Source organism: Streptomyces sp. NPDC005805 (genome assembly GCF_040630445.1).
In the GTDB taxonomy this organism is placed as follows: Bacteria; Actinomycetota; Actinomycetes; order Streptomycetales; family Streptomycetaceae; genus Streptomyces.
Genome location: NZ_JBEXXN010000001.1, coordinates 145,723 through 166,022 on the forward strand (window position 1 = coordinate 145,723; position 20,300 = coordinate 166,022).

The following is a 20,300-nucleotide window of genomic DNA, read 5'->3' on the forward strand; positions in this document are numbered from 1 at the left end:
CTACTCCCGGGCGCCCGGCGCGGGTTCGTTCTCCGCGCGGACGATGGTGATCAGACGGTCCGTCAACTGGAGGGGGCTCGCGTGCGGATCGTCGTACGCCAGGAGCCGGTGGCCGCGCAGCACGCTCACCACCAGGTCGTCGGTCTCCCGCACACTGCGGCCCACCTCGGACTTTATGACCGGGCGTTCGATCAGGTCGAGGCCGCTGCCCTGCTGGATCAGGTCCTCCATCACCGTGCCGGCGCTGGGGCTGAGCACGGAGAGACCGAGGAGACGGCCGGCGGCGCCGGAACTGGTGATCACCGCGTCGGCGCCGGACTGGCGCAGCAGAGGCGCGTTCTCCTCCTCCCGGACCGCGGCGACGATCTTCGCACCCCGGTTGAGCTGCCGGGCGGTGAGTGTCACCAGCACCGCGGTGTCGTCTCGTTGGGGCGCGATGATCACCTGCCGGGCCTTCTGGAGCTCGGCCCGGGTGAGGACATCGCTGCGGGTGGCGTCGCCCACGACGCCGACGAAGCCCTCGGCGTTGGCCGCGTCGATCACCTTGCTGCTGGGGTCGACGACGACGATCTGGTCCTTCCGGAGCCCGGTGGCGCAGAGCGTCTGCATCGCCGAACGGCCCTTGGTACCGAAGCCGACGATGACGGTGTGGTCGCGCAAGTTGGACCTCCAGCGGTTCAGCCGCCACTCCTCCCGGGTGCGCTCCGTGAGCACTTCGAGAGTGGTGCCGACCAGGATGATCAGGAAGAGCACGCGCAGCGGGGTGATCAGCAGCACGTTGATCAGACGGGCGGTGTCACTGCGCGGGACGATGTCGCCGTATCCCGTGGTCGAGAGGGTGACGGTCGTGTAGTAGACGCAGTCGAGGAAGTCGACTCCGCCACCGGCGTTGTCGTAGTAGCCCTCACGGTCGGACCACACCAGGAGCACGGTGACGGCCAGCACCGCTGTCGCCATCAACAGGCGCTTGCTGACCTGGAGCAGAGGGCGCTCGACGATACGACGGGGCAGCTTCACCCGGCCGGTGACCAGGTGCTCGTCGGCATTCCGGGCGATGGCGTCCTGGCCGGGAAGTTTCACGTGAAACACCCTTCTCCGGGGACCGGGGCCGCACCGGGGGGCGCGGGCGCCCAGCCGGACCAGGGCAGATCGAGCACGTCCAGTTCCTCCCCCGAACGGGCGCCCCCGGGCGGGACGACGGCGAGGCCGTCAGCCGCCGCGATACCGCGCAGCATGGCGGGACCGTTGAAGCGCAGTGGAACGAGCAGATCACCGTCGTACACGAACGGCACGAGGCGGGTGTCGTACGGATGGCCCTGGGCCGCCTCGCGTACCGGGGCACGGTAGGGGCGGGCCGTGGGGCGGCCGGAGAGGCCGCGCAGCAGGGGCTCGGCCAGGGTAAGCAGCCCGGACACGGCAGCCAGCGGATTGCCCGGCAGCCCCACGAGGAAGCGCTCGGAGGGGAGTTGGGCGAGGAGCATCGGGTGGCCCGGGCGGACGGCCACGCCGTCCACGAGGAGGCGCGCCCCGGCACGGCGCAGCACGGGGTGGACATGGTCCACGGGGCCGGACGCGGTCCCGCCGGTGGTGATCACCAGGTCCGCGCCGGACTCCGTGACGGCCCGGTAGAGGGTCTCCTCGTCGTCCGCGATCCGGCGGGTGGCGAGGACGTCGACGCCGAGGGAGCGCAGCCAGGGGCCGATCATCGGGCCGAGGGCGTCACGGATCAGGCCGTCGTGGGGGAGTCCGGCGTCGAGGAGTTCATCGCCCAGGACCAGGATCTCGGCGCGGGGCGGGACGACGGTGGCCAGGGTGTCGTAGCCGGCGGCGGCCGCGAGGCCGATCACGGCCGGGGTGACCACGGTCCCGGCGGCGAGCAGCCGGGCGCCCGTTCGGCACTCCTGGCCGCGCGGGCGGATGTCCTGGCCGGGCACCACCGCCCGCTCGGCGTGCAGCAGCCGCTTGTCCTCGTCGAGGCGGGCGTGCTCGCTGCGGATCACGGCGGTGACGCCCCGGGGGACGCGGGCGCCCGTGGCGATCCGCACGGCGGTGCCGTCCTCCAGGGTCTCGGCTTCCGCGTGCCCGGCCAGGATCGAGTCCGCCGGGCGGGCGGCCCAGGGGCCCGGTCCCGCGACGGCCCAGCCGTCCATCGCCGAGGTGTCGAAGGAGGGGAGATCGCACAGGGCGGTCAGGGGCTCGGCGAGAACGTGCCCGAGGGCGTCGGCCGGCGGGAGCCGGTGCGAGCGGGGGGTGTCCCGGCGGCCGAGACGGGCGGCGAGCGCGGTGGCCTCGGGCCAGGGGGTGGCGCGGTGACGGCGGGTGGGGCCGGGGCCGCCGGTGCCGGGGCCGCCTGTGCCGCCGGCGCCCGGGGGGCGGGTGGGGCCCTGGTGGCGGGCGGGGTCCGCGTGACGCGCGGGGTCCGGGTGACCGCCGGTCGGGTCCGCGTGACGCGCGGGGTCCGGGTGACCGCCGGTCGGGTCCTGGTGACGCGCGGGGTCCGCGGGGCGGGCGGGGTCCGGGGGGCGGGCGTCTTGGTGGCCGGGTTCCGGGTGGCGGGCGTCCGGACGGCCGGGGTCCGAGGAGGCCGGGTCACCGGCCCCGGGGGCGGCGGACCGGGAGTGGGAGCCACCCGGCTCCGGGCCGACGCCACGCGCTTCCCGGCCGGGCCCGGAGTACGCGGCACCGCCGGGGACGCCACCCGCGTGCGCGGTACCGGCGTGCGCGGCGGCGGCGTGCCCGGCGGCGGGCCGGGCGGAACCGCCGTGCGCGGCACCGGTGTTGCCCGCGCCCGGGGCGCGGCCCGCCCCGGAGGCCGCCGGGGGCCGGGCCGGGCCGAGGAGGGACAGGGCTTCGTCGACGCCGTGGAGGTACGCCTCCGTGCCGCCGCGGCCCGCCTGCCCGTCCGGGTCCGGGCCCTCCCCGCGCGCGGGGCCGGGGCCGCACGGCGCGACGGGGTGCCCGGACACGGCGTCGTCGGCCAGGACCGCGTCGGCCGCGACGGCCGGGTCGGGTTCTCGTCCGTGGTCCGTCAGGTCCGTCATCCCGACGCGGCCCCGCCCCGGCTGCCGCCCTCGTCCGGGCCGGCGCCGGGCGGCTTCGGGGCGTCGGCGCCCTCGGCCTCCTCGGCCCAGCGCGTGGCGAGGGCCGCCGCCTTGCGCGCCGCCTCCGCCACCGCCTCGGGCCCGCCGCCCGCCTGGGCCGCCGCATAGCCGACCAGGAAGGTCGTCAGGGGCGCGGCGGGGCGGGCGACACCGTGCGCGGCGTCGCGGGCGAGGTCCAGAAGACCGGGGGTGTCGACGTCCAGTCGGATGCCGAGCTCGTTCTTGACGACGGTGATCCATTCATCCAGCACCTGCCCATGCTCCCTGATGCGGGCCCGGGCCGTGGAGATGTCCTCCCAGGTGTCGCAGTCGAAGGAGGCGAGGGGGTCGGCGGCGACCCGGGCGAGGTCCAGTTCCCGGGTCAGCAGTCGCAGCGGGAGCCCCGACAGACTGCCGTGCTCGGTGGCGAGGAGAGCGATCTCACGTCGCAGGGGCTCGGCGCGGTAGGCGCCGACGAGCGGCTGGTCCCGGCCCTCGGCGTCGGTCAGCAGTACGGCCTCCGCGCCGGCCGCGAGGGCCCCGAGCAGGCGGCGGACCGTGGCGGCTTCGAGGAACGGCAGGTCCGCGGAGAGGACCAGGACGGTCTCCGCCTCGCAGCGGCGCACCCCCGCGTCGAGCGCGGCGAGCGGTCCGCCGCCGGGCGGTTCCTCCCTGGCCCAGACGACGGGACGCCCGGTGGGGCGCCGGGTGCCGACGACGACCGTGGACCGGGCGTCCTCGCAGGCCGTGAGGACCCGGTCGAGCAGTGTCCGGCCGCCCACGCGCACCGCGGGCTTGTCGGCTCCGCCCAGGCGGCGCGCCGCACCGCCGGCCAGGACGACGGCGTCGTACGCGGTGCCCCCGGGCACCCCTGCTGTGGTCACCCCAGCAGTATGGTCCCCCGCTCCGCGGCCCCGGGGACGGGGTCGGGCTGCGCGAGTCCGGGTGCGCACCCGGCCCGGTGCGGGCGAGGTCCGGGGCCGGGTACGCGGGGCAGGTGCCGCCGCGCGCCCGGCACCCGCCCGCCGCCTACAGCGTGCGCAGCAGCACCGCCGGCTGCTCCACGCAGTCGGCCACGTACCGGAGGAAGCCCCCGGCGGTGCCGCCGTCGCAGACCCGGTGGTCGAAGGTGAACGAGAGCTGGACCACCTGCCGCACCGCCAGTTCGCCTTGGTGGACCCACGGCTTGGGCACGATCCGCCCGACGCCGAGCATCGCCGCCTCCGGGTGGTTGATGATCGGCGTGGAACCGTCGACACCGAACACCCCGTAGTTGTTCAGGGTGAACGTGCCTCCCGTGAGATCCGCCGGCGTCAGCGTGCCCTGCCGGGCGGCCTCCGTCAGCCGGGCGAACTCGGCCGTCAGCGACTCGGCGGACCGGGTGTGCGCGTGCTTCACCACCGGTACGACCAGGCCGCGTTCGGTCTGTGCGGCGAAGCCGACGTGCACCTCGGGCAGCCGCACGATCTCGCGGGCCTCCGTGTCGACGGTGGCGTTCAGCTCGGGGTGGCGCGCGAGGGCGGCCACGCAGATCCGGGCGAGAAGCGCGATCAGGGAGACCTTCGGTCCGCCCGCCGCGTTCATCGCGGCGCGGGCGGCGAGCAGTTCCGTGGCGTCCGCGTCCACCCAGCAGGTGGCGTCGGGGATCTCGCGGCGGCTGCGCGACAGCTTCTCCGCGACGGCGCCGCGCACTCCGCGCAGCGGCACCCGCACCGCCTCGGCGGCGGTGGACACCGGCGCGGCGGAGGCGGCGGGCCCCGGTGCGGCGACCGCGGTCGCCTGCTCCCCGGCCGACCGCAGGGCGCGCTCGACATCGGCCCGCAGGATCAGCCCGTCCGGACCGGAGCCGGTGAGCTGCCGCAGATCCAGGTCGTTGTCCCGGGCCAGCTTGCGCACCAGCGGGGAGATCACGGCGACCGGACCGCTCCCGGTCCCCGCGCCCGTGGCGGCAGCCGCGACGGGCGCGGCCACCCGCGGTGCGGCGGCGACCGCGCCCCGGCCGTCCGCCGAGGCACCCGACAGCGCGTCCGCCCTCGCCCCGGAGGTGCCGGAAGCACCACCGGACGGACCCGCCGCGCCGAACGCGGTGGGCCGCAGCCGCCGCCGGCGCGCGGCCGGGGCGCCCGTGCCGTAGCCGACCAGGACGTTCCCCGAGGTCTCGCCCTCGGCCCCGGAGGCACCGGACGCAGCGGTCGCGGGCGCACCGCCCTCGGCAGCACCGGCCGGGGCGCCCGCCTCGTCCTGCGCGCCGACCGCGACCGTCAGCAGCGGTGCGCCCACGGGCAGTTCGGTGCCCTCCTCGCCGAACCGGGCGGTCACCACACCGCCGTACGGGCAGGGGACCTCCACCATCGCCTTGGCCGTCTCGACCTCGACCACGGGCTGGTCGATGGCCACGACATCGCCGACGGCCACCAGCCACCGCACGATCTCGGCCTCGGTCAGCCCCTCGCCCAGGTCGGGCAGCTTGAACTCCAGGACCTGCGCCATCAGTTCTCCGCCTCCCACTGCAGCCGCGCCACCGCGTCCAGCACCCTGTCCACGCCGGGCAGGTGGTGCTTCTCCAGCATGGGCGGCGGATACGGGATGTCGAAGCCGGCGACCCGCAGCACGGGCGCCTCCAGATGGTGGAAGCAGCGCTCGGTCACCCGGGCGGCGATCTCCCCGCCGGGGCCGCCGAAGCCGGTGGACTCGTGGACGACGACGGCCCGGCCGGTCCGCCGCACGGACGCGCACACGGTCTCGTCGTCGAACGGGACCAGGGAGCGCAGGTCGACGACCTCCAGGTCCCAGCCCTCCGCCCGGGCGGCCTCCGCGGCCTCCATGCACACCGGCACCGAGGGGCCGTAGGTGAGGAGGGTGGCGCTGCTGCCGGGGCGCCGGACGACCGCGCGGCCGATCGGCTCCACGGCGGCGGGCGCCTCGGGCGACCACGAGGACTTGGACCAGTACAGCCGCTTGGGCTCCAGGAAGACCACGGGGTCGTCGGAGGCGATCGCCTCGCGCAGCATGCCGTAGGCGTCCTCCACCGTGGCGGGGGTCACCACATGGAGCCCCGGGGTGGCCATGTAGTACGCCTCGGAGGAGTCGCTGTGGTGCTCGACGCCGCCGATCCCGCCGCCGTAGGGCACCCGCACGGTGATCGACAGCGGCATCGCCCCGCGGGTGCGGTTGCGCCAGCGGGCGACATGGCTGATCAGCTGCTCGAACGCGGGGTAGGCGAAGGCGTCGAACTGCATCTCGACGACCGGCCGGAGCCCGTACATCGCCATGCCCACGGCGGTGCCCAGGATGCCCGCCTCGGCGAGCGGGGTGTCCGTGCAGCGGTCCTCGCCGAACTCCTTGGCGAGCCCGTCCGTCACCCGGAACACGCCGCCGAGGGTGCCGACGTCCTCACCCATGACGTGCACGGTCGGGTCCTCGGCCATCGCGTCGCGCATCGCGCGCTGGAGGGCCTGGGCCATGGTGGCCGGCTTCGCCGCGGCCGTGGTCATCGTGCTTCTCCTTCGGCGTCCGCCGCGGCGTCCAGCTCGGCGCGCAACTGCTCCGCCTGCTCGCGCAGCTGGCTCGTCCGCTCCGCGTAGACATGGCCGAACAGGTCCATCGGGTCGAGGACCGGGTCGGCGTTCATCCGCTCGCGCAGGCGCGCGGCCATGGTCTCGGCCGCCTCGGCCGCCGACCGGCGGGTCTCGTCGTCGAGCAGACCGCGCTCGGTCAGCTCGCGCTCCAGCAGGGTGATCGGGTCGTGGGCGCGCCAGGTCTCGACCTCGCTGTCGACGCGGTAGCGGGTGGCGTCGTCGGCGTTGGTGTGGGCGTCCATGCGGTAGGTGACCGCCTCGACCAGGGTGGGGCCGCCGCCGCGCCGGGCGCGCTCCACGGCCTCGCCGAGCACCTGGTGGACGGCGGCCGCGTCGTTCCCGTCGACCAGGCGGCCGGGCATGCCGTAGCCGACGGCCTTGTGGGCGAGGGAGGGCGCGGCGGTCTGCTTGGCCAGGGGCACGGAGATGGCGAAGCCGTTGTTCTGGACGAGGAAGACGACCGGGGCCTGCCACACGGCGGCGAAGTTCAGCGCCTCGTGGAAGTCGCCCTCGCTGGTGCCGCCGTCGCCGACCATGGCGAGGGCGACCACGTCGTCCCCCTTGAGGCGGGCGGCGTGGGCGAGGCCCACCGCGTGCGGGAGCTGGGTGGCGAGCGGGGTGCACAGGGGCGCGACGCGGTGCTCCCGCGGGTCGTAGCCGGTGTGCCAGTCGCCGCGCAGCAGGGTGAGGGCCTGGACCGGGTCGAGGCCCCGGGCGACGGCGGCGAGGGTGTCGCGGTAGCTCGGGAAGAGCCAGTCCCGCTCCTCCAGCACCATCGCGGCGGCGACCTCGCACGCCTCCTGGCCGGTGCTCGACGGGTAGACCGCGAGGCGGCCCTGCTTCGTCAGCGCCGTCGCCTGCACGTTGTACCGGCGGCCGCGGACGAGCTCCGCGTAGAGCCGGAGCAGCAGGGCGGGGTCGGCCGACGCGGCGGCCTCGGTGCCGAGCACGCGCAGCGGCTCGGCGTCCGGGAGCAGGAGGGCGGGGTCGGTGCGGGGCTGCCAGGCCGGGGGCGGGGTGGGCCGGTATGCGGCAGCGTCACCGGGCAGCTCCTGGACCGTCATGCTGCTCTTTCTCAACGCGAGCACCTCCTCGTGGGAGCGCCGACGAAACGAGGCCGTGGGCGACGACGAATTGCGGACAGGAGGCGCCGCCGGGTGTGGCGTGCCTCACCTACCGATTGTTCGGTCGTGGGCGCATTTTGGCTACAGGCACGGGCAGCCTGTGGACAAACGGTTCTCCACAGCTTGTGATGGAAACAGGTCGTCCATATGACGGAGGCGGGGGGACATGTCCACTGAACAAATGGCCGGTGGCGGCGACCACGCGGAGCCGTCGCCTCCGCCGAGGCCGCTGGACGCCGTCGACCGCGACATCCTGCGCATGCTCCAGGCGGACGGCCGGGCCTCGATCCGTTCCGTCGCCGAACGGGTGCACGTCTCCCGCGCGAACGCCTACGCGCGGATCAACCGGCTCATCGACGACGGCGTGATCCGGGGCTTCAGCGCCCGGGTGGACCACGAGCGGGCGGGCCAGGGGGCCTCCGCCTACATCACACTGAAGATCGTGCAGAACTCCTGGCGCACGGTGCGCGAGCAGTTGCAGGCGCTGCCGGGGGCGGCGCACATCGCGCTGGTCAGCGGGGACTTCGATGTGCTGCTGCTGGTGCACACCCCGGACAACCGGACCCTGCGCGAGCTGGTCCTGACCCGTCTCCAGGCCATCCCGGAGGTGCTGTCCACGCGGACGCTGCTGGTGTTCGAGGAGACGGACCTGGACCCCGCCACGGGCCCGTCCCCCGCCGCCGGTCTCGGCCCGGACCCGGACCAGCCCGCCCCCTGAGCCCGGCCGGGACAGCCACGCCCCGCGGGAGCCGGTTCCACGCGCCTGTGTTCTACGCGCTCGTGCGCAGCCCGCCGAAGGCCAGGCGCACGACCGCCTCGGCCACCTGGTCCCCGTCGTGGCCGCCGCCCGACTGCGGGCGGTACCACTCGACCAGGGAGTTGATCATGCCGAAGAGGAGCCGGGTCGCGAGCCGGGTGTCCACGTCCGCGCGCAGGTCCCCCTCGGCCGCCGCGGCCTTCAGCAGATCGGCGACCCGCTGGTCGAACTCGCGGCGGCGCTCCAGCGCCCACCGCTCGGTCTTGGTGTTGCCCCGCACCCGCAGCAGCAGCGTCACATAGGGCAGTTCGGCCACCAGCACCTCGACGGTGCGCCGGGTGACGTACTCGACCCGCTCGACCGCGCGGCCCTGGCCGGCCCCCGGCTCGTCCAGGATCGCGAAGAGCGCGTCCAGGGCCCGGCTGACGGCCCGGCGCAGCAACTCCTCCTTGCCCGCGACATGGTGGTAGATGGAGGACTTGGAGATGCCCGCCGCGCGGGACAGGTGCTCCATGGAAGTGCCGTCGTAGCCGCGGTCGTTGAATATCCGCACGGCGACCGTCAGCAGCGTCTCGGGCGTGTAGGTGTCCCGCTTCACCGTGGTCATGAGGCGTCCCCCGGTCCGGTCGGGGGCGCGGTGTGCGCCCACTGGTGGAGGCCGAGGGTGCGGGCGTAACGGCCGGTCGGGACCGTCTCGTGGAGGTTGGCCAGCAGCTCCCACGCCCAGTCCCGGCCCAGCTTCTCGTTCCATTCGACGGGCCCCAGCGGGTAGTTGACCCCGAGTCGCATCGCGGTGTCCACGTCCTCGGCGGTGGCGACCCGGCGGGCCACGGCGTCCAGGGCCAGATCGCCGAGCATCGCGACCGTGCGGGCGACGATCATGCCGGGCACGTCCCCGAGGACGGTGACCTTCTTGCCGAGGGCCTGGAAGAGGCCGACGGCCTGGGCCAGGGTTTCGGCCGGGACGTCGGGCGCGGCGGAGAGGGCCACGCGGCCGGCCGTGCGGTAGTCGAGGGCGAGGTCGAAGAAGACCACGTCCCGGAATTCACAGGCCGCCTGCCCGTCGGCGAGGACCAGTTGGCCGCCGCTCGGCAGCACCAGGCGGGTGCCCTCGTCCTCCTCCGCCCGCCGGAGGGTGACGCCGGCCTCCGCGATCATCGCGAGGAGCTCGCCCGCCGGTCCGAGGCCGCCCTCGGCCACCACGTACTCCGGCGCGGGCCGCGGGGCGGCGTCGGCGGGCAGGGGCCGCTCGGCGCCCTCCGCGTAGGAGAACCAGCCCTGGCCGGTCTTGCGGCCCAGGCGGCCGGACTCGACGAGCCGCCGCTGGGCGAGGGAGGGCTGGAACTTGGGGCTGTGGAAGAAGGACTCCCAGACGGAGCGGGTGACCGCCTCGTTGACGTCCTGGCCGATCAGGTCGGTCAGTTCGAAGGGGCCCATCCGGAAGCCCCCGCACTCCCGCAGGACCAGGTCGATCACCGCGGGATCGACGCCGTGCTCCTCGTGGATCGCCAGGCCCTCGGCGTAGAACGGCCGCGCGACGCGGTTGACCACGAAGCCGGGCAGGTCGGCGCAGCGCACCGGGGTCTTGCCCCAGGCCGCGACGGTCTCCCGGGCGCTCTCGGCGGCCCATTCGTCGGTGGCGTGGCCGCTGACCACCTCGACGAGCGGCAGCAGCGGCGCCGGGTTGAAGAAGTGCAGGCCGACGAAGCGCCCGGGGGCGCGCAGGGCGCCCGCGACCGCGGTGACCGAGAGGGAGGAGGTGTTGGTGGCGAGCAGGCAGTCGTCGGCGACGGTCTTCTCCAGCTCGGCGAAGAGCTCCCGCTTGACCTCAAGCCGCTCCACCACGGCCTCCACCACGAGGGCGGCGTCCGCCAGCTCCGCGAGGTCGGCCGCGGGGGTCAGCCGGGCGAGGGCGGCGTCCCGTGCCGCGGGCTCCATCCGCCCCTTCTCCACCAGCCGGCCGAGCCGCCCGCCGATGGCCCGCGCCGCCTCCTCGGCCCGACCGGGCGCGGCGTCGTACAGGCGCACGGGGTGACCCGCGACCAGCGCGACCTGCGCGATGCCCTGGCCCATGGTGCCGGTGCCGACGACGGCGACCGTACGGCTGAGGTCGATGGCGGTCATGGAGCGATCCTCCCCGATGCGTTGTCCACAGGTTCGACAGGCCCCCTTGTACCGACCGATCGTTCGGTTACTCTAACTCTGTCCGTCCACCCCTGCCCAGCTCGACGAGGAGTTGGTCCGCATGCCGCTGACCGAGACCCACCGGCCCACGCTCGACCAGGCCCTCGAAGCCATCCGCACGCGCGCCTACTGGTCCCCGCACCCCGAGCACCCGAAGGCGTACGGCGAATCGGCGCCGGCCGACGGCCTCGCCGCCTTCGAGGCCGTGCGCGACACCCGCTTCGACCTGGACCAGCCCGGCACCGACGGCTGGGTGGGAGGCGAGGTCTCCCCCTACGGCCCGGAGCTGGGCATCGAGTACCCGCACCCCGATCCGGATGTGCTGCTGCCGGCCATGCGGGCCGGGATGACGGCCTGGCGCGAGGCCGGTCCGGAGACGCGCGCACTGGTCTGCATCGAGATCCTGTCCCGGATCAGCGCCCGCACCCATGAGTTCGCGCACGCGGTGATGCACACCAGCGGGCAGGCGTTCATGATGGCGTTCCAGGCCGGCGGCCCGCACGCCCAGGACCGCGGCCTGGAGGCCGTCGCCTACGCGTACGCGGAGCAGACGCGCACCCCGGCCGAGGCGGGCTGGTCGAAGCCCCAGGGCAAGCGGGACCCGCTGGAACTGACCAAGACCTTCACGGCGGCGGGCCGCGGCATCGCCCTGATGATCGGCTGCAACACCTTCCCCACCTGGAACGGGTACCCGGGCCTCTTCGCCTCCCTGGCCACCGGCAACCCGGTCCTGGTCAAGCCGCATCCGCGCGCCGTGCTGCCCCTCGCGCTGACCGTCAAGGCCGCGCGCGAGGTGCTGGCCGAGCAGGGCTTCGACCCGAACCTCGTGGCCCTCGCCGCCGAGGCGCCCGGTGAGGGCATCGCCAAGGTCCTGGCCACCCGGCCCGAGATCCGGATCATCGACTACACGGGCTCCACCGCCTTCGGCGACTGGCTGGAGGAGCACGCCCGCCAGGCCCAGGTCTACACGGAGAAGGCCGGCGTCAACACGGTCGTCGTCGACTCCACCGACGACTACAAGGGCATGCTGGCGAACCTCGCCTTCTCCCTCTCGCTCTACAGCGGCCAGATGTGCACCACCCCGCAGAACGTGCTCGTCCCCCGCGACGGCATCACCACCGACCAGGGCCCCAAGTCCTACGACGAGTTCGCGGCGGACCTGGCGGCGGCCGTCGGCGGTCTGCTCGGCGACGACGCCCGGGCGAACGCGCTGCTCGGCGCCCTGGTCAACCCGGATGTGAAGGCCCGCCTGGAGGCCGCGGCGGACCTCGGCGAGGTGGCCCTCGCCTCCCGCGAGGTCGCGAACCCGGAGTTCCCCGGCGCGACCGTGCGCACCCCGCTGATCGTCAAGCTGGACGGCGCCCGGAAGCTCTGGGAGTCGGCGGACGCCGAGCCGGCGTATCTCTCGGAGTGCTTCGGCCCGGTGTCCTTCGTGGTCGCGGTGGACTCCACGGCGGACGCCCTTGACCTGCTGCGGCGCACCGTGCGCGAGAAGGGCGCGATGACGGTGGGCGCGTACACCACCTCCGCGGAGACGGAGCGCGCTCTGGAGGAGGTGTGCCTCGACGAGTCGGCCCAGCTCTCGCTGAACCTGACGGGCGGGGTGTACGTCAACCAGACCGCCGCGTTCTCCGACTTCCACGGCTCCGGCGGCAACCCGGCCGCCAACGCGGCCCTGTGCGACGGGGCGTTCGTCTCCAACCGCTTCCGGGTCGTCGAGGTGCGCCGGCAGGCGTGACGCGGGACCGCCCGGGGTCGGCGGGACCGGCCTCGCGCGGTACCGGGATCCCCGGCCCGGCGTCAGGCCCCCGGGGTCCCCGGGCCGGCGCGGTCGCCGTCAGTGCAGCGGCACGTCCGCGTGCCGCTGCACCCAGGCGTGCATCGCGATCGCGGCGGCCGCTCCCGCGTTGATGGAGCGGGTCGAGCCGAACTGCGCGATCGAGCAGACCAGCGTCGCGTGCCGCCGCGCCTCCTCGGTCAGGCCCGGCCCCTCCTGCCCGAAGAGCAGCACACACCGCCGGGGCAGCTCGGTCCGCTCCAGCGGCACGGCCCCGGGCAGGTTGTCGATGCCGATCACGGGGACACCCTCGGCCTCGGCCCAGGAGGTGAGCGAGGCGGTGTCCGGATGGTGCCGGACGTGCTGGTAGCGGTCGGTCACCATGGCGCCGCGCCGGTTCCAGCGCCGGCGGCCCACGATGTGCACCTCCTTCGCCAGGAAGGCGTTGGCGGTGCGCACCACGGAACCGATGTTGAAGTCGTGGCCCCAGTTCTCCACGGCGACATGAAAGTCGTGCCGCCGGGTGTCCAGGTCGGCCACGATCGCCTCGCGCCGCCAGTACCGGTACTCGTCCACGACGTTGCGGCGGTCGCCCCGCTCCAGCAGCTCGGGGTCGTAGCGCTCGTCCCGCGGCCAGGGCCCCGGGTGCGGGCCGACGCCGACCTCGGGGGCGTAGCCCTCGTCGTACTGGAGGGGTTCCTCGACGGGCAGGGGTTCCTCGGTGGTGCTCACCCGACGAGGGTACGTGGCGCCTGGTCACCCGCGGGCGGGTGCTCGGCACGGTCGTCGGGGCGGTCGTCGGGGCGCTCCCGTGCGCGGTCCCCGGAGCGGCGCTCCCGGAAGCGGCCGAGGAGCCGGTCCCGCAGCCGTCCCGCCCGGGCACCGAGCCAGACCAGGAAGACGGTCGGCAGGAAGACGGCGTCCGCGGCGATCATCGCGAGCGAGAAGAACGGCAGCCCGAGCAGCAGGGCGATGCCCGCGTGCTCCAGGATCATGGCGACCAGCAGGACGTTCTTCACCCGACGGTTGAACAGGGTGAACGGGAACGCGACCTGCACCAGGACCGTGCCGTAGGTCAGCACCATGACCATCAGGGCGCTCGCGGCGAGCAGGTCGGAGAGCGCGGGCCACGGTGTGAAGTACTCCAGCTTGAGCGGGTAGTACAGCGCGGTCCCGTCCTGCCAGCGCGAGCCCTGGATCTTGTACCAGCCGGCCGTCGCGTAGATCAGGCACACCTCGGCCATGATCACGACAAGGGCGGTGTTGTGGACCAGATTCGCCAGGACGTCGAGGAGCAGACGCGGCTGGCTGCGCGGGGCGTACCGGGTCACCAGCCACCACAGCCCCTGGGTCACCCACACGCCCCAGAGGAGCAGCAGCGGGAAGGTGCCGGTCCGGTTCTCCAGCCCGCTGCCGATGAGCAGCCCCGCGCCCAGCACCGCCCAGAGGACCGGGCCCACGATGTCGCGGGCCGCGTCGGGCCCCTCCCCGGCCTCGGCCCGCGCGGTCCGGCGGGCGTCCAGGGACCAGACCCGGGCGCAGCGGGTGAGCACCAGATAGATCGCCATGAGGTGGACGACGTTGTCGCCGCCGTCGCCCACGAAGATGGACCGGTTCTGGAGGGACAGGACGCCGAACATGAAGAGTGCGGACATCGCCCGGGTCCGCCAGCCCAGCAGCAGCAGCAGGCTGGAGAGGACCGAGAGGCCGTAGACCATCTCGAACCACACCGTGCTGTCGGTCCACAGCAGGGCGGTGAACGCGCCGTTGTTGGCGACGAGTTCGCGGCCCATGTCCCAGCTCCACGGGCTCTCGGGACCGTAGAGCTCGCGGCGGTTGGGGATCTCGAAGAGGAGGAAGACCAGCCAGGTGGCGGCGAAGCCGATCCGGACGACGGCGCTCTGGTAGGGGCCGAAGGCCGTGGCCGTGACGCGCTGGACGGCGGCGGCGGCCTTGCGCTCGACGGCGGTGGTGAGCGCGGGGTCGGGCGCCTCCGGGGCCGGTGCCTGCTCGGAGACGGTGGGGCGGGGTGCGGCGGGGGTGCTCATCGGGCGGCCTCCGCGGGCAGGTTGTCGACGCCGCCGGGCAGATCGGCGCCGGTCACGGTCCACCACGGCAGGACGTTGTGGACGGGCCGGGTGTCGACCTTCTCGGTGCTCCACGCCGGAGGCCGGATGGCGCGGCTCTCGGACCTCATCTGTATCCGCTGCACCTGGCCGAGGTCCTCACGGTCGAGGCGCTGCATGGCTATCCGGCGTATGTAGCGCTCGGACAGCCGGGCCCGCACACCGTCCGCGCGCTGCCCGTCGGCGTGGGCGCCCACGTAGAAGTCCCAGCCGCGCCGCAGCTGGTTCTGGTGCACATGGCTGGGGAAGAGGTTGCCGCGGATCGCCTCGCCGTCCTGACCGGTCAGGTCGATCCAGTCGCTGGTGCGCCGGTTGCCGCCGGCGTCCGTGTACTCGGCGCGCACCTGCACGGAGATGTTCTGCTGGAGCGGATTGGGCGCGAAGAGCTTCCAGTTCTGCTCGAACTCCGGGTACACCCACCACTGCACGCTGTCCCCGTGCTTCTTGGTCACCGTGTTCGACGGCGCGACATGCAGGAAGACCATCCCGAGATGCACACAGGCGACCCCCACGACGAGCACACCGCAGATCGCGGCCGCGATCTGGTACGGCAACCTCAGCCCGGCGATCCCACCACCCTCGGCGGCCCCGCTGCCGGCACCGGGCCCGGCCGAACCCGCGACAGGGGCCGCGCCGTCCCCGGCCTCGGCGGGGCCGGCTGCACCGCCACGAGCAGCGCGCCCCTCGGCGTCCGGGGCGGCGGACTCGCGGTCGGCCTGCTCGGCGCCCGCCCCGCTGCCGGCACCGGGCCCGGCCGAACCCGCGACAGGGGCCGCGCCGTCCCCGGCCTCGGGCCGACTGGCCCTGGCGGCGTCGGGGCCTTCGCCGCCAGAACCCGCGGCGGGGGTCACGCTCCGCCCGGCATCGGGGCGGCCTGCCCCGGACTCCTCCCGCCCGGCGGAGCCGACCGCGCCGCCACCGGCGTCGCGCCCCCCGGCGTCGGGGTCGGCCTGTGCGGAGCCCGCAAGGGGCTCGGCGGAGCCGCCGCCAGGGCCCCCGCGCCTGGCGCCCGCCCCGGCGTCGCCACGGGGTCCGGCCGGACCCGCGGCAGGGGCCGCGCCGCCGTAGGCCACGGAGCCCCCTCCGGCCGCGGCGGAGCCGCCACCGGCGCCGCGCCCCCCGGCATCGGGGCAGCCTGCCCCGGACTCCTCCCGCCCGGCGGAGCCGACCGCACCGCCACCGGCGCCGCGACCGCCGGCGTCGGGGCCGACCGGCTCGACGCCCGCGAGGGCGTCGCGGTCGGCCTGCTCGGCGCCCGCAAGGGGCTCGGCGGGGCCAACGCCGTCACCGGCCGAGGCGCCGCCGGGCCCGCGGCCCGCGGGGGCCGCGCCCCGGGCGGGCGGCGGCCCGGGCGGGCGGGGGGAGGGCAGACCCGCGGCGCCGGTCCCCGCCCCGGTCGCACCCTCGCGCTCGTAGGACTCCATCCATCCCCGCCCCGATCCCCACTCGTCCCCGTCGGTCATCCACAGGGTTGACACCCTAAGGGGCCTCGACCGACCATTGAAGTCAATGAACCGAACGATCGGTCGGTAGGAGTCCGGGATGACCTCAGTGACTGCGGATGCGTACGAAGCGGCAGCGGAGTCGCACCAGGCGGCTTTCGACGCCGCCGTGGCCGCCGACGAGCGCATCGAGCCGCGCGACTGGATGCCGGACGCCTACCGGGCCACCCTGATCCGCCAGATGGCCCAGCACGCGCACTCCGAGATCATCGGCATGCAGCCCGAGGCCAACTGGATCACCCGGGCCCCCTCGCTGCGCCGCAAGGCCATCCTGATGGCCAAGGTGCAGGACGAGGCGGGCCACGGCCTGTACCTCTACAGCGCCACGGAGACCCTCGGCGCCAGCCGCGACGAGCTGCTGGACAAGCTCCACTCCGGCCGCCAGAAGTACTCGTCGATCTTCAACTACCCCACCCTCACTTGGGCCGACGTCGGCGCGATCGGCTGGCTGGTGGACGGCGCCGCCATCACCAACCAGGTCCCCCTCTGCCGCTGCTCCTACGGGCCGTACGCGCGGGCGATGGTCCGTGTCTGCAAGGAGGAGTCCTTCCACCAGCGCCAGGGGTACGAGCTGCTCCTCGCGCTCTCCCGGGGCACCCCCGCCCAGCACGCCATGGCGCAGGACGCGGTGGACCGCTGGTGGTGGCCCTCCCTGATGATGTTCGGCCCCCCGGACGACGCCTCCGCCCACTCCGCGCAGTCCATGGCCTGGAAGATCAAGCGCCACTCCAACGACGAGTTGCGCCGGCGCTTCGTGGACATCTGCGTCCCCCAGGCCGAGGCGCTCGGCCTCTCCCTCCCCGACCCGGACCTGAAGTGGAACGAGGAGCGCGGCCAGCACGACTTCGGCGCGATCGACTGGGCGGAGCTCCACGAGGTCATCAAGGGCAACGGCCCCTGCAACGAGCAGCGGATCGCCCAGCGCCGCAAGGCCCACGAGGACGGTGCCTGGGTCCGCGAGGCCGCCGCGGCCCACGCCGCCCGGCACAGCGCGGCCCGCACGGCCACGGCACACCACCCCACCGCACAGCAGACCCAGTCCCCGGAGGCGACGGCATGAGCAGCTCGACCGAATGGCCGCTGTGGGAGGTCTTCGTGCGCTCGCGCCGCGGCCTCTCCCACACCCACGCGGGCAGCCTGCACGCCCCCGACGCCGAGATGGCCCTGCGCAACGCCCGGGACCTCTACACCCGCCGCAGCGAGGGCGTCTCGATCTGGGTCGTCCCCTCCACCGCCGTGACGGCCTCCTCCCCGGACGAGAAGGACCCCTTCTTCGAGCCCGCGGCCGACAAGCCCTACCGGCACCCCACCTTCTACGAGATCCCGGACGGGGTGAAGCACCTGTGACCCCCACGACGACCCACGCGGACGCCTCCCGCCCGCCCGCCGCGCACACCGCCGCGGCGCTCGCCCTCGGGGACGACGCCCTGGTGCTCTCCCACCGGCTGGGGGAGTGGGCCGGCCACGCACCGGTCCTGGAGGAGGAGGTCGCCCTCGGCAACATCGCTCTGGACCTGCTCGGCCAGGCCCGCGTCCTCCTCTCCCTCGTGGGCGACGAGGACGAGCTCGCCTACCTCCGCGAGGAGCGCGAGTTCCGCAACGTCCAGCTGGTCGAGCAGCCGAACGGCGACTTCGCCCACACCATCGCCCGCCAGCTCTACTTCTCCGTCTACCAGTGCCTCCTCTACGAGCGCCTGGCCGCCGGCGACGGCCCGTTCGCGGGCCTCGCGGCGAAAGCGGTCAAGGAGGTGGCCTACCACCGGGACCACGCCGAGCAGTGGACCCTGCGGCTGGGCGACGGCACGGCGGAGAGCCATGAGCGCATGCAGCGCGCCTGCGCGGCCCTGTGGCGGTTCACCGGCGAGCTGTTCCGGCCCGTCGAGGGCCTGGGGCTCGACGCGGACACCCTGGCCGCGATGGACACCGCCTGGCTGGAGCAGGTCACCGGCGTCCTGGAGCGGGCCACCCTGACCGTGCCCGAGGGCTCGCGCACCGGCGCCTGGTCGGCGGGCGCGGGGCGCGAGGGCCTGCACACCGAGTCGTTCGGGCGGATGCTCGCCGAGATGCAGCATCTGCACCGCAGCCACCCGGGGGCGTCATGGTGACCGGCGTCCAGGAGCCCGGCACCCGGCTGGAGGAGGAGCTGCGCCGGCTGGCCGGCTCCGTCCCCGACCCGGAGCTGCCCGTCCTGACCCTGGAAGATCTCGGGGTCGTGCGCGGGGTGCATCTGACCGGCCCCGACCGCGTCGAGGTCGAGCTGACGCCCACGTACACGGGGTGTCCCGCCGTCGAGACGATGACCGCCGACATCGAGCGGGTCCTGCACGACCACGGGATGGCCGAGGTCCATGTGGTGCGGGTGCTCACCCCGGCCTGGTCCACGGACGACATCACGGCCGAGGGGCGCCGCAAGCTCGCCGAGTTCGGCATCGCCCCGCCGCGCCCCCACGCGGCGGACGGCCCCGTGCCGCTCACCCTCTCGGTCCGGTGCCCGCACTGCGGGTCGACGGAGACGGAGCTGCTGAGCCGCTTCTCCTCGACGGCCTGCAAGGCGCTCCGCCGCTGTGTCGCCTGCCGCGAACCCTTCGACCACTTCAAGGAGCTGTAGATGTTCCACCCGCTCCCGGTCGGCGCCGTCGATCAGCTCACCGACGACTCGGTGGCCGTCACCTTCGACGTGCCGCCCGAGCTGCACGAGCTCTTCCGCCACACCCCCGGCCAGCACCTGGCGCTGCGCCGCTTCGTCGACGGCCGGGAGATCCGCCGCACCTACTCCATCTGCGCCCCGGCCCCCGCCGCCGGCGGCGCCCCGGCCCTGCGGGTGGGCATCCGTCTGGTCGACGGGGGAGAGTTCTCGACGTTCGCCCTCAAGGAGCTGGCCGTCGGCGACGTGGTCGAGGTCATGCCGCCCATGGGCCGGTTCCTGCTCCCGCCGCGCCCCGGTTACTTCGCGGCGGTGGTCGGCGGCAGCGGCATCACTCCGGTGCTGTCGATGGCCGCCACCCTGCTGGCCCGGGAGCCGGGGGCCCGGTTCTGCCTGATCCGCAGCGACCGCACGGCGGCCTCCACGATGTTCCTGGACGAGGTCGCCGACCTCAAGGACCGCCATCCGGACCGCTTCCAGCTGGTGACCGTGCTCTCCCGCGAGGAGCAGCAGTCGGGTCTCCCCTCCGGTCGCCTGGACGCGGGGCGGCTGACCACCCTGCTGCCGGCCCTGCTGCCCGTCGACCGGATCGACGGCTGGTTCCTGTGCGGGCCGTTCGGCCTGGTGCAGGGGGCGGAGAGCGCGCTGCGCGCGCTGGGCGTGGACCGCGCCCGCGTCCACCAGGAGATCTTCCACGTCGACGAGGGGCCCGCGCCCGTGGTGGCCCGCGCCGCCGCGCCCGCGCACGCCTCGCTGACGGCCACCCTGGACGGCCGGTCCGGCACCTGGCCCGTGCGGGAGGGCGAATCCCTGCTGGAGACCGTCCTGCGCAGCCGCGCGGACGCGCCCTACGCCTGCAAGGGCGGGGTCTGCGGCACCTGCCGCGCCTTCGTCGTCACGGGCGAGGTCCGGATGGACCGGAACTTCGCCCTGGAGCCGGAGGAGACCGAGGCGGGTTACGTCCTGGCCTGCCAGTCCCATCCGGCGACCGCCGAGGTGGAGCTGGACTTCGACCGCTGACGCCGGCCGCCTGGACCGGGTGCCGGCCGCCTGGACCGAGCCGGGGTAGGTGGACGTCCCCGACCCCCGCGGCACCGGGCACACCCACCGGCGCCCCGGCGTCCCCGCCCCGCCGTCAGAGGACGAAGGCGGGGCTTCCGGTCTCCGTCACCATCGGGCGGCCCGCGCCGTCCCAGGCGAGCATCCCGCCGTCGACGTTCACCGCGTCGATGCCCTGCTGCACCAGATACTGGGTGACCTGGGCGGACCGCCCGCCGACCCGGCACATCACATAGGCCCGCCGGCCGTCCGCCACCGCCTCGGTCACCTCGCCGAAGCGCGCGACGAAGTCGCTCATCGGGACGTGCAGCGCCCCCTCGACATGGCCGGCCGCCCATTCGTCGGCCTCCCGCACATCCAGGACCAGACCGTCGGCCGGGACCACCGCGGCTTCCACACTGGGCAGCGGGGCGAAGTTCATGGGGCGGTGCCTTCTCTCGTGCGTCGGGGGCCGGACGGACCTGGTCCC

At 74.6% G+C, this 20,300-nt stretch carries 19 protein-coding genes; 7 read left to right on the forward strand and 12 right to left on the reverse strand.

From position 1 onward, the window contains the following. From ABZ457_RS00685 to pdhA, 6 genes are all read right to left on the reverse strand, one after another. Entirely contained in the window at nucleotides 1–1,080 is a 1,080-nt protein-coding gene (locus ABZ457_RS00685) for a potassium channel family protein (protein ID WP_359152343.1), read from the reverse strand. After that, nucleotides 1,077–3,041: a molybdopterin-binding protein gene (locus ABZ457_RS00690; protein ID WP_359152345.1), complete on the reverse strand. Its 1,965-nt coding sequence runs from the start codon at nucleotides 3,039–3,041 to the stop codon at nucleotides 1,077–1,079. The genes ABZ457_RS00685 and ABZ457_RS00690 overlap by 4 nt, the downstream gene beginning before the upstream one ends. Beyond that, entirely contained in the window at nucleotides 3,038–3,964 is a 927-nt protein-coding gene (locus tag ABZ457_RS00695; RefSeq protein ID WP_359152347.1) for an NTP transferase domain-containing protein, read from the reverse strand. Before ABZ457_RS00695 ends, ABZ457_RS00690 begins: the two co-directional genes overlap by 4 nt. Nucleotides 3,965–4,109: 145 nt before the next feature. Next, entirely contained in the window at nucleotides 4,110–5,570 is a 1,461-nt protein-coding gene (locus ABZ457_RS00700; protein WP_359152349.1) for a dihydrolipoamide acetyltransferase family protein, read from the reverse strand. After that, nucleotides 5,570–6,574 (reverse strand): alpha-ketoacid dehydrogenase subunit beta, encoded by a 1,005-nt coding sequence (locus ABZ457_RS00705; protein WP_359152351.1) that lies wholly within the window; start codon nucleotides 6,572–6,574, stop codon nucleotides 5,570–5,572. Before ABZ457_RS00705 ends, ABZ457_RS00700 begins: the two co-directional genes overlap by 1 nt. Further along, nucleotides 6,571–7,722 carry a pyruvate dehydrogenase (acetyl-transferring) E1 component subunit alpha gene (gene pdhA, locus ABZ457_RS00710; protein WP_359152678.1) on the reverse strand — a complete coding sequence of 384 codons (1,152 nt, stop codon included), beginning with the start codon at nucleotides 7,720–7,722 and terminating at the stop codon, nucleotides 6,571–6,573. The genes ABZ457_RS00705 and pdhA overlap by 4 nt, the downstream gene beginning before the upstream one ends. A 226-nt stretch (nucleotides 7,723–7,948) precedes the next feature. On the opposite strand from pdhA, the gene ABZ457_RS00715 reads away from it, so the two are divergent. Next, nucleotides 7,949–8,500 (forward strand): Lrp/AsnC family transcriptional regulator, encoded by a 552-nt coding sequence (locus ABZ457_RS00715; RefSeq protein WP_359152353.1) that lies wholly within the window; start codon nucleotides 7,949–7,951, stop codon nucleotides 8,498–8,500. A 52-nt stretch (nucleotides 8,501–8,552) separates the two neighbouring features. On the opposite strand, the gene ABZ457_RS00720 is transcribed toward ABZ457_RS00715, so the two are convergent. Together ABZ457_RS00720 and ABZ457_RS00725 are read right to left on the reverse strand one after the other, a co-directional pair. After that, nucleotides 8,553–9,146, reverse strand: coding sequence for a TetR/AcrR family transcriptional regulator (locus tag ABZ457_RS00720; RefSeq protein ID WP_359152355.1), 594 nt, complete (start codon nucleotides 9,144–9,146; stop codon nucleotides 8,553–8,555). Beyond that, nucleotides 9,143–10,663 carry a 3-hydroxyacyl-CoA dehydrogenase gene (locus ABZ457_RS00725; protein WP_359152357.1) on the reverse strand — a complete coding sequence of 507 codons (1,521 nt, stop codon included), beginning with the start codon at nucleotides 10,661–10,663 and terminating at the stop codon, nucleotides 9,143–9,145. The genes ABZ457_RS00720 and ABZ457_RS00725 overlap by 4 nt, the downstream gene beginning before the upstream one ends. Before the next feature lie 121 nt (nucleotides 10,664–10,784). Between ABZ457_RS00725 and paaN the strand changes: the two genes are divergently transcribed. After that, nucleotides 10,785–12,461 (forward strand): phenylacetic acid degradation protein PaaN, encoded by a 1,677-nt coding sequence (gene paaN, locus ABZ457_RS00730; RefSeq protein ID WP_359152359.1) that lies wholly within the window; start codon nucleotides 10,785–10,787, stop codon nucleotides 12,459–12,461. 99 nt (nucleotides 12,462–12,560) lie between these two features. Here paaN and ABZ457_RS00735 read toward each other — a convergent pair whose 3' ends face one another. Genes ABZ457_RS00735 through ABZ457_RS00745 form a run of 3 tightly spaced genes read right to left on the reverse strand, consistent with a single transcriptional unit; the run spans nucleotide 12,561 to nucleotide 15,477 of the window. Continuing rightward, nucleotides 12,561–13,232: a TrmH family RNA methyltransferase gene (locus ABZ457_RS00735; protein ID WP_359152361.1), complete on the reverse strand. Its 672-nt coding sequence runs from the start codon at nucleotides 13,230–13,232 to the stop codon at nucleotides 12,561–12,563. After that, nucleotides 13,229–14,548 carry an HTTM domain-containing protein gene (locus ABZ457_RS00740; RefSeq protein ID WP_359152363.1) on the reverse strand — a complete coding sequence of 440 codons (1,320 nt, stop codon included), beginning with the start codon at nucleotides 14,546–14,548 and terminating at the stop codon, nucleotides 13,229–13,231. The genes ABZ457_RS00735 and ABZ457_RS00740 overlap by 4 nt, the downstream gene beginning before the upstream one ends. Continuing rightward, entirely contained in the window at nucleotides 14,545–15,477 is a 933-nt protein-coding gene (locus ABZ457_RS00745; protein ID WP_359152365.1) for a DUF5819 family protein, read from the reverse strand. The genes ABZ457_RS00740 and ABZ457_RS00745 overlap by 4 nt, the downstream gene beginning before the upstream one ends. A 691-nt stretch (nucleotides 15,478–16,168) precedes the next feature. On the opposite strand from ABZ457_RS00745, the gene paaA reads away from it, so the two are divergent. The 5 genes from paaA to ABZ457_RS00770 are packed head-to-tail and all read left to right on the forward strand — an operon-like array spanning nucleotide 16,169 to nucleotide 19,792. Next, nucleotides 16,169–17,188, forward strand: a complete 1,020-nt coding sequence (paaA, locus tag ABZ457_RS00750) for a 1,2-phenylacetyl-CoA epoxidase subunit PaaA (protein WP_359152367.1) — start codon at nucleotides 16,169–16,171, stop codon at nucleotides 17,186–17,188. Next, a complete protein-coding gene (gene paaB / locus ABZ457_RS00755; RefSeq protein WP_359152369.1) occupies nucleotides 17,185–17,475 on the forward strand; it encodes a 1,2-phenylacetyl-CoA epoxidase subunit PaaB in 291 nt (96 codons plus the stop codon). Before paaA ends, paaB begins: the two co-directional genes overlap by 4 nt. Next, a complete protein-coding gene (paaC, locus tag ABZ457_RS00760; RefSeq protein ID WP_359152371.1) occupies nucleotides 17,472–18,233 on the forward strand; it encodes a 1,2-phenylacetyl-CoA epoxidase subunit PaaC in 762 nt (253 codons plus the stop codon). Before paaB ends, paaC begins: the two co-directional genes overlap by 4 nt. Next, nucleotides 18,227–18,736 (forward strand): 1,2-phenylacetyl-CoA epoxidase subunit PaaD, encoded by a 510-nt coding sequence (paaD, locus tag ABZ457_RS00765; protein WP_359152373.1) that lies wholly within the window; start codon nucleotides 18,227–18,229, stop codon nucleotides 18,734–18,736. Before paaC ends, paaD begins: the two co-directional genes overlap by 7 nt. Beyond that, nucleotides 18,737–19,792: a 2Fe-2S iron-sulfur cluster-binding protein gene (locus ABZ457_RS00770; RefSeq protein ID WP_359152375.1), complete on the forward strand. Its 1,056-nt coding sequence runs from the start codon at nucleotides 18,737–18,739 to the stop codon at nucleotides 19,790–19,792. 115 nt (nucleotides 19,793–19,907) lie between these two features. On the opposite strand, the gene ABZ457_RS00775 is transcribed toward ABZ457_RS00770, so the two are convergent. Continuing rightward, on the reverse strand, nucleotides 19,908–20,252 hold the full coding sequence (locus ABZ457_RS00775) for a rhodanese-like domain-containing protein (RefSeq protein WP_018846061.1): 345 nt from the start codon (nucleotides 20,250–20,252) through the stop codon (nucleotides 19,908–19,910). Nucleotides 20,253–20,300: the final 48 nt, after the last annotated feature.

Coding starts and splice junctions, on each gene's coding strand:
- ABZ457_RS00690 (WP_359152345.1), bottom strand. CDS start 3,041: ATGACGGACCTGACGGACCACGGACGAGAACCCGACCCGGCCGTCGCG.
- ABZ457_RS00700 (WP_359152349.1), bottom strand. CDS start 5,570: ATGGCGCAGGTCCTGGAGTTCAAGCTGCCCGACCTGGGCGAGGGGCTG.
- ABZ457_RS00705 (WP_359152351.1), bottom strand. CDS start 6,574: ATGACCACGGCCGCGGCGAAGCCGGCCACCATGGCCCAGGCCCTCCAG.
- pdhA (WP_359152678.1), bottom strand. CDS start 7,722: ATGACGGTCCAGGAGCTGCCCGGTGACGCTGCCGCATACCGGCCCACC.
- ABZ457_RS00715 (WP_359152353.1), top strand. CDS start 7,949: ATGTCCACTGAACAAATGGCCGGTGGCGGCGACCACGCGGAGCCGTCG.
- ABZ457_RS00720 (WP_359152355.1), bottom strand. CDS start 9,146: ATGACCACGGTGAAGCGGGACACCTACACGCCCGAGACGCTGCTGACG.
- ABZ457_RS00725 (WP_359152357.1), bottom strand. CDS start 10,663: ATGACCGCCATCGACCTCAGCCGTACGGTCGCCGTCGTCGGCACCGGC.
- paaN (WP_359152359.1), top strand. CDS start 10,785: ATGCCGCTGACCGAGACCCACCGGCCCACGCTCGACCAGGCCCTCGAA.
- ABZ457_RS00740 (WP_359152363.1), bottom strand. CDS start 14,548: ATGAGCACCCCCGCCGCACCCCGCCCCACCGTCTCCGAGCAGGCACCG.
- paaA (WP_359152367.1), top strand. CDS start 16,169: ATGACCTCAGTGACTGCGGATGCGTACGAAGCGGCAGCGGAGTCGCAC.
- paaB (WP_359152369.1), top strand. CDS start 17,185: ATGAGCAGCTCGACCGAATGGCCGCTGTGGGAGGTCTTCGTGCGCTCG.
- paaD (WP_359152373.1), top strand. CDS start 18,227: ATGGTGACCGGCGTCCAGGAGCCCGGCACCCGGCTGGAGGAGGAGCTG.
- ABZ457_RS00770 (WP_359152375.1), top strand. CDS start 18,737: ATGTTCCACCCGCTCCCGGTCGGCGCCGTCGATCAGCTCACCGACGAC.
- ABZ457_RS00775 (WP_018846061.1), bottom strand. CDS start 20,252: ATGAACTTCGCCCCGCTGCCCAGTGTGGAAGCCGCGGTGGTCCCGGCC.